The following is a 5,357-nucleotide window of genomic DNA, read 5'->3' as shown; positions in this document are numbered from 1 at the left end:
GGGCCCCTGGTGCGGATGTACGCCCCGCTCGGTGTCGACGTCGTCGTGGTGGGACGGGGCGAGGGCACGGACGAACCCGCGCCCGAGGGTCTGGCTGCCGTCCGCGCCGAGCTCGTCGGGCGGACCTCCGTGCTCGTCGGCCACTCGGGCGTCGGCAAGTCCACCCTGGTCAACGCCCTGGTGCCCGATGCGCTGCGCGCGACCGGGGTGGTCAACGACGTGACGGGCCGCGGCCGGCACACCTCCTCCTCCGCTGTCGCGCTGCGCCTGCCCGGGCACGACGGCTGGGTCATCGACACCCCTGGGGTGCGGTCCTTCGGTCTGGCGCACGTGCGCCCCGAGGAGATTCTCGGCTCCTTCTCCGACCTCGCCTCCGTCGTCGAGGAGCGGTGCCCGCGCGGCTGCACCCACGCCGCCGACGCCCCCGACTGCGCTCTCGACTCATGGGTCGACGAGGACCCCGCCGTGCACGAGGCGCGTGCTGAGCGTGTCGACTCGCTGCGCCGTCTGCTGTCCTCCCGTGCCGGTGAGGCCTGAGCCGCACGCTACGGTGCATCCATGACCAGGTACGACGACGACCTCCGGCTCGCCCATGTGATCGCCGACCAGGTCGACGGACTGACCATGTCGCGATTCCGCGCCCAGGACCTCATGGTCGAGACCAAGCCCGACACCACACCCGTCACCGACGCCGATCGAGGGGCGGAGGACGTCGTCCGCTCCCAGCTCGCCCGCACCCGACCCCGCGACGCGGTCGTCGGCGAGGAGATGGGGACGACGGGTCACGGTGCGCGCCGGTGGGTGGTCGACCCGATCGACGGGACGAAGAACTTCGTGCGCGGGGTACCCGTCTGGGCCACGCTCATCGCCCTGCTCGACGGGGACGAGGTCGTGCTCGGACTGGTCAGCGCCCCGGCGCTGGGCCGACGCTGGTGGGCGGCCGTGGGCTCGGGTGCGTGGACGGGCAAGTCCCTCGCCGCTGCGAGCCGGATGCAGGTCTCGGGGGTGGACCGGCTGGAGGACGCCTCCCTGTCCTACTCCAGCCTGTCCGGCTGGGAGGAGCAGGGCGGGCTCGACGGCTTCCTCGACCTGACCCGGACCGTGTGGCGCACCCGTGCCTACGGCGACTTCTGGTCCTACGTCCTCGTCGCGGAAGGAGCGGTCGACATCGCGGCCGAGCCCGAGCTCGCCCTGCACGACATGGCGGCCCTGGTGCCGATCGTCACCGAGGCCGGCGGGACGTTCACCTCCGTGCGCGGCGTGCCGGGACCCTTCGGTGGCTCGGCCCTCGCGACGAACGGGCTGCTGCACGACCAGGTCAGGGACGTGCTCGGTCCGATCGCCGGTCGCTGACCCCGCGTCGCCGCTGGCGCCGGGAGGTTCAGCGGGCCAGGCCGGCCAGCTCGCTCACGTCGAACCACAGCAGGTCACGCTCGACGAGCCGCTCGGCTGCGTCGTCGTCCCCCTCGGCCGCGGCCCGCACCTCCGCCTCGGCGGACGCCTCGTCGACATGCGCGCAGGCGACGTCGGACCACGGCACGAGGGCGGTCAGGCGCATGGCGCTCGCCGTCTGCTCCCCGTCGTCGTCGAGGGCGACGACCAGGTCCTCCGCGACGTCCGCCGCCACGACGACCCGCCGCCAGCGTGCGTCCGCAGGCGGTTGCGTGGCGAGGAGGTCGACGCTGTCGTCCGCGGCGAGGAGCTGGGCGACGTACTCCAGGCCCTCGTCGTCCTCCTCCGGCAGGGCCGCCCGCAGGGCGGGGGTGACCGCGTGGACGACCCGCGGGTTGAGACCTTCGGGGTGGCCGAGCTCGGCCAGCGTGGACGGGAGGTAGATGCGCACGCCTCAGTGTGCCGCCCCGGCGGCGGTCCGGGCGAGCAACGCACCGGCGAGTGACCGCACCGCCGTGCGGACGGGCGAGGCCGGGGCGCTCTCCCGCAGCATCCGCGCCCCGAGGAGCGCCGCGTCGCAGGCGGGCCGGTCCTCGGGGATCACCAGGGGGTCGGGCACATCGGCCCAGCGGCCCAGCGCCTCCCGCACCGAGGCAGCGGCCCGCGGACCGGCGGCGGAGGACCTGACCCGGTTCGCCACCACGATCGGCTCGAGGCCGGGGAGCAGGTCGCGGACCTCCGCGACCGCCCGCACCAGCCGGGGCAGGCCGATCGCGTCGGAGGAACCCACGACGACGACGTGGTCCGCCTCGGCGAGCGCCGAGAGGGTCGCCCCATTGCGCTGCGGGGCGCGCGTGTCGTAGCTGAGGAGCTCGTCCTGCTCGATCGAGAAGCCGCAGTCCACGACCGTCCAGGGCACGAGCCGGCGCGCCGCGACCCACAGCACCTCCAGTCCGGCGGACGACACCTCGGGCCACCGCTCGGCACGACTGATGCCGGTGAGGACCCGCAGCCCCGGTTCGACCCTCGGGGTGAGTCCCGCGAGCGACAGCTCGTCCAGACGCCCCGCGACCGCCGCCCGGCAGGCGGCGGCGATCCCCGGGGCCTCGTCGAGGAGCCCGAGCGCCGGTGCGACCGTTCCGCCGTAGGTGTCGGCGTCGACCAGCAGGGCGCCCTCCGCCGCGAGGAGCGCCAGCTCTCCGGCGAGGGTCAGGGCGAGGGTGGTGCGCCCCGGTGCCCCGGTGGGGCCCCAGACCGCCACGACGGCTCCGGGCTCGCGCGCGGCGACCGTCGCCGGTGCGGGGGTCGGCGCGGGCCTGGCGCGCGCGCCGGGCGCCTGGCCACGCGCATGAAGACGCAGGATCGCCGGGACGACCTCGCGCCCCGCCGCGTCGGCGTCGAGGACGGCGTCCACCCCGAGCCGCGCCACGCGGTCGGACGACCACCCTGCGCGGTCGTCGGTGAGTGCGAGCACCCACACCCCGGAGGACTGGAGGTGCCGCACGGTCTCCAGGTCCACGCCGGGCAGTCCGGCGGAGACCACCGCGACGAGCCCGTGGCCCGCGGCGCACGCCGCCAGGAGCTCGGCCACGTCCGCGCAGCGGCGCGCCACCTCGAGCTCGGTCGTCGCGTCGACCGCGCGCACGACCTCCGACTCGACGGCACCGCGCACGGCGCACAGGACCGGCGTGCTCATGACCCCGCGGGCACGCTGACGACCTGGATGCTCCCGTCGGCCGCGAGTGCTGCGAGGACCGCCGGGAGGTCGGCCACCGGGACCATCACGTGGACCGTCGCCCCGGAGCCGACGGCGAGCGCCCCCGCGGGGAGCGAGACCTGGGCGACCTCGAGACCAGGGGCGAGCTCGCGCGGTACCGGGACGGGCTGCTCGGCCGAGGGCTCCGGGACGAACCACAGGTCGACGAGCGAGCCCTCGACCACGGTGGACGCGAGCGGTCCCGACGCGTCGACGGCGACCTCCCGCAGCCCGATGTCCGCGACAGCGGTGAGCGCGGCGACCGGGACGAGCTCTCCGGCGCCCACGGCGCGGGTGACGACCAGGTCGCCGGGCAGCTCGGTCGCGGCCGGGAGGTAGAGGAGCTCGGCATCGGCGAGCCGAACCTCGCGCACGACCAGCTCCTGGTCGGCGAGCGGACGGCCGACGACGAGCGGCTCCCGCGCGGCGAGCACCGCCACCGTGCGGCCGGCGGTGCCGACGGCCCAGGCGCCGAGACCCACCGAGACGCCCACGAGGACCAGCCCGACGAGCAGCCTCGGGTCACGCCAGCCGGGCCGGCGCCAGCGCACCGCGAGCGGGCTCGACGGCCCGCCCGGCTGCGGCGCAGGTGCGCCCCCGCTGCCCGCCCGTCCCGCGCTCGCCACGGCTCCCCCCTCCTGCCGACCGTGTCCGGTCGCCCCCGGGGCCATCATGCCGCTCCGGGCACTCCTGCGGGGGGCCTGTGGATGTGGACTCCTCGGCGCGCGCACATGGGAGACTCCTGCCATGCCGCCGCGCTTCCTGACCCTTGCGGACGTGACCGAGGTGCTGAACATCTCCTCGCCCCAGGCCTATGCCCTGGTGCGGTCGGGGGAGCTGCCCGCGATCCAGATCGGGGGTCGCGGCGTGTGGCGCGTCGAGGCGAGCGAGCTCGAGGCCTACATCCAGCGTATGTACGCCCAGGCCAGGGAGCGCACGAGCGCTGCGGCGGCAGAGGAGACGACCGACTGAGCAGTACTCCCGCGCGGCGACTCACGCGTGCGAGAGCCGGATCAGGGCCCGCAACGGCACCGTGATCCGCTCCCCCTGTCGGGCGCGGACCGTCGCCGGTGAGGGCCAGGTCCAGGTGGTCCGCCCCGACCGCCGCGACGACTCCTGAGGCCTCGACCCCCGAGGCCACCAGCCGGACCAGGTGACGGTCCCGCGCGACGGCTCGGAGCGCCGACGTGAGGCCGAGCCGCGCGACGGCGGTCCGCTCGGCGGGGGCGACCCGATCGGTCAGCCCCCCGACGAGGGCGACAGCGGCGAGCGGGACGAGGTGCTCCTGCGGTCCTCCGGCGAGCAGGAGCCAGTCCGCGCCGACGTCGGTCAGCTCTCCCGACAGGGTCTGCCCGTCGACGAGGGTGAGGCGGACGGGCCCGTGCTGGGCCCGGAGGCGATCGGCGAGCGCGACACCGGCCCGCTCGGCGCGCGTGAGCTCCGCCACGAGCTCGGCCTGCTCGGCGCCCAGGTGGGCCTCGAGCTGACCCGCCAGGTCCGCGAACAGGTCGTCCCACCGCACAGGGCCACCGTAGGGCACCGGCACGGGTCCCGGCCGGAGCTCGCTGCACCGGCCAGACGGTGCGCCCCGCTGCGCCGGCCAGACGGTGCGCGCACCTGCACCGCCGCAGGGCAGGTGCTTCGATGGCGGGATGGAGTGGGAGACCTGGCCCCTGACCCCTGAGCGGTTCGAGGACTTCGCCGACGTCGTCAACCCGAACCGCCGGGCCACGCACTGCTGGTGCCTCTCGCACCGGCTGCGCGCCCGGGACGTCGACGAGCTCGGCCACGGTGACCGGGAGCAGGCGATGCGACGGCTCTGCGAGCGGGAGATCCCGCCGGGAGTCGTCACCTACCGGGACGGCACTCCCGTCGGCTGGTGCAACGTCGGTCCGCGAGCCGAGATCCCCCGCCTGGCCGGGTCGCGGCTGATCCGTCCCGTCGACGACGTACCCGTCTGGAGCATCATCTGTCTCGTGGTCCGCGGCGGGCATCGCCGCGCGGGCGTCACCACCCACCTCATCGAAGGCGCCGTGCAGTTCGCCGCAGCGCATGGTGCGCCGGCCGTCGAGGCCTACCCCGTCGACCCCGAGGGTCGGATGGACACGACGATGGCCTTCGTCGGCACACGGTCGATGTTCGAGCGCGCCGGCTTCGAGAGGATCGGGACGACGGACGCCGTCGCCTCGGGGATGCCGCGACTCGTCAT

The 5,357-nt window shown here is 75.4% G+C and carries 8 protein-coding genes; 5 read left to right on the top strand and 3 right to left on the bottom strand.

The genetic code is table 11. The features are described from left to right. Together rsgA and hisN are read left to right on the top strand one after the other, a co-directional pair. Positions 1 to 537 (top strand): GTPase RsgA (rsgA, locus tag ABWK99_RS13220; protein ID WP_372595170.1); only part of this gene is annotated, 537 nt, incomplete at its 5' end. 21 nt (positions 538 to 558) lie between these two features. After that, positions 559 to 1,353 (top strand): histidinol-phosphatase, encoded by a 795-nt coding sequence (gene hisN / locus ABWK99_RS13215; protein ID WP_372595169.1) that lies wholly within the window; start codon positions 559 to 561, stop codon positions 1,351 to 1,353. Between the two features lie 28 nt (positions 1,354 to 1,381). Here hisN and ABWK99_RS13210 read toward each other — a convergent pair whose 3' ends face one another. The 3 genes from ABWK99_RS13210 to ABWK99_RS13200 are packed head-to-tail and all read right to left on the bottom strand — an operon-like array spanning position 1,382 to position 3,774. Further along, on the bottom strand, positions 1,382 to 1,843 hold the full coding sequence (locus ABWK99_RS13210; protein WP_372595168.1) for a hypothetical protein: 462 nt from the start codon (positions 1,841 to 1,843) through the stop codon (positions 1,382 to 1,384). Between the two features lie 3 nt (positions 1,844 to 1,846). After that, complete coding sequence (locus ABWK99_RS13205; protein WP_372595167.1) at positions 1,847 to 3,088, bottom strand: CpaE family protein; 1,242 nt, start codon at positions 3,086 to 3,088, stop codon at positions 1,847 to 1,849. Then, positions 3,085 to 3,774 carry a hypothetical protein gene (locus ABWK99_RS13200; protein ID WP_372595166.1) on the bottom strand — a complete coding sequence of 230 codons (690 nt, stop codon included), beginning with the start codon at positions 3,772 to 3,774 and terminating at the stop codon, positions 3,085 to 3,087. The genes ABWK99_RS13205 and ABWK99_RS13200 overlap by 4 nt, the downstream gene beginning before the upstream one ends. A 121-nt stretch (positions 3,775 to 3,895) precedes the next feature. On the opposite strand from ABWK99_RS13200, the gene ABWK99_RS13195 reads away from it, so the two are divergent. The 3 genes from ABWK99_RS13195 to ABWK99_RS13185 all read left to right on the top strand — a co-directional run. Beyond that, on the top strand, positions 3,896 to 4,120 hold the full coding sequence (locus ABWK99_RS13195) for a helix-turn-helix domain-containing protein (protein ID WP_372595165.1): 225 nt from the start codon (positions 3,896 to 3,898) through the stop codon (positions 4,118 to 4,120). Positions 4,121 to 4,301: 181 nt separating this feature from the next. Continuing rightward, positions 4,302 to 4,832 (top strand): hypothetical protein, encoded by a 531-nt coding sequence (locus ABWK99_RS13190; protein WP_372595164.1) that lies wholly within the window; start codon positions 4,302 to 4,304, stop codon positions 4,830 to 4,832. Beyond that, the coding region (locus tag ABWK99_RS13185) for a GNAT family N-acetyltransferase (RefSeq protein ID WP_372595163.1) at positions 4,801 to 5,357 on the top strand (557 nt) is incomplete at its 3' end. The genes ABWK99_RS13190 and ABWK99_RS13185, both read left to right, overlap by 32 nt.

Origin of the sequence: Actinotalea sp., assembly GCF_041597215.1 — a bacterium.
Taxonomy (GTDB): Bacteria; Actinomycetota; Actinomycetes; order Actinomycetales; family Cellulomonadaceae; genus Actinotalea.
This window is presented reverse-complemented; position numbering and strand designations above follow the sequence as displayed.